Below are 1558 nucleotides of genomic sequence, written 5' to 3' on the forward strand. Positions count from 1 at the left end.
CGCGAGGAAGTCCTGTGTGCGGTCTTCGCTGAAGTCCTCGGTCTGGACAAGGTCGGCATCGACGACAGTTTCTTCGACCTGGGCGGCCACTCCCTCCTCGCCACCCGCATCGCCAGCCGCATCCGCACCACCCTCGATGTCGAGCTTCCGCTTCGGGCCCTGTTCGAGACGCCGACCGTCGCCCAACTCGCCGACCACATAGGCAAGGCAGGCACCGCACGCGCGACGCTCATCGTGGCGCAGAGGCCGGCGGAGATTCCGCTGTCGTACGCCCAACGTCGTCTCTGGTTCCTCAACCGCCTTGAAGGCGCAGAGACATCGACGTACAACCTGCCCATTGCCCTCCGCCTCACAGGCATCCTCGACCGTGCAGCGCTTGAGGCCGCATTCCGCGATGTCGTCGAGAGGCACGAATCCCTGCGAACGACCTATCCTGAGAGCGCCGACGGCACTCCCTACCAGAAGGTCCTCGGGGCCGACGAGTCGTGGTCCGGTCTGGACGTCGTGGACGCCGCCGAAGAAGAGGTGGAGATCCTTGTCGGAGACATGACTGGGCGGGGCTTCGACCTGAGTGCCGAGGCTCCGATACGGACGTGCTTGCTCGCTGTCGATGCCACCTCGCATGTCCTCGTCGTGGTGCTGCACCACATCGCGGGCGACGGCTGGTCGATGGCGCCCCTCGCGCGGGACATTGCGACCGCGTACGAGGCACGAGTTGAGGGCCGTGGCCCAGACTGGGAGCCGCTGCCGGTCCAGTACGCCGACTACACGCTCTGGCAGCAGGCCGTGCTAGGCCATGAATTCGACCCGGACAGTGCGCTGACCCGGCAGGTGACGTACTGGACGCGGACACTGGCCGCCCTGCCGGAGCAGCTTGAACTCCCGTGGGACCGCTCGCGTCCGGCCATCTCCTCCTACCGGGGCGGCTTGGTTTCCTTCGAGTGGGACGCGGAACTCCATGCTGGAATTGTGACATTGGCACGTCAGTCGGGTGCGAGTGTGTTCATGGTGCTGCAGGCAGCGCTGGCGACGCTGCTGTCCCGGCTGGGTGCGGGTACGGACATCCCGATCGGCTCGCCGATCGCCGGTCGTACCGACGAGGCGCTGGACGATCTGGTCGGGTTCTTCGTCAACACGCTTGTCCTGCGCACGGATCTTTCCGGTGGTCCGACTTTCCGTGAACTGATCGAGCGCGTCCGGGAGACGGACCTGGCGGCTTACGCCCACCAGGACGTGCCCTTCGAGCACCTCGTCGAGGTCCTGAATCCGGCGCGCTCAATGTCCCGTCATCCGCTCTTTCAGGTGTCCCTGGTCCTTCAGAACAACCCTCAGGCCGAACTGACCTTGCCGGGGCTGACCCTGGCAGGCGAGTCGACGAACTCCCAGACGGCAAAGTTCGACCTCTCTCTCGGAATGCGGGAGAGCGTCACCGCAGACGGCTCTCCTGTGGGGCTGAGCGGTGTCTTCGAGTTTGCGACGGATTTGTTTGATCGTTCGACGGTTGAGTCGTTTGTGGTGTATCTGCGTCGTTTGCTGGTGGGTGTTGTTGCTGATCCTG

The 1558-nt window shown here is 64.8% G+C and carries 1 protein-coding gene; it reads left to right on the forward strand.

Annotated elements, in window-relative coordinates:
* Nucleotides 1-1558 (forward strand): condensation domain-containing protein (locus AC0B9F_RS38065; protein ID WP_472010379.1); only part of this gene is annotated, 1558 nt, incomplete at both ends.

This window comes from Streptomyces sp. NPDC097129, assembly GCF_055668065.1.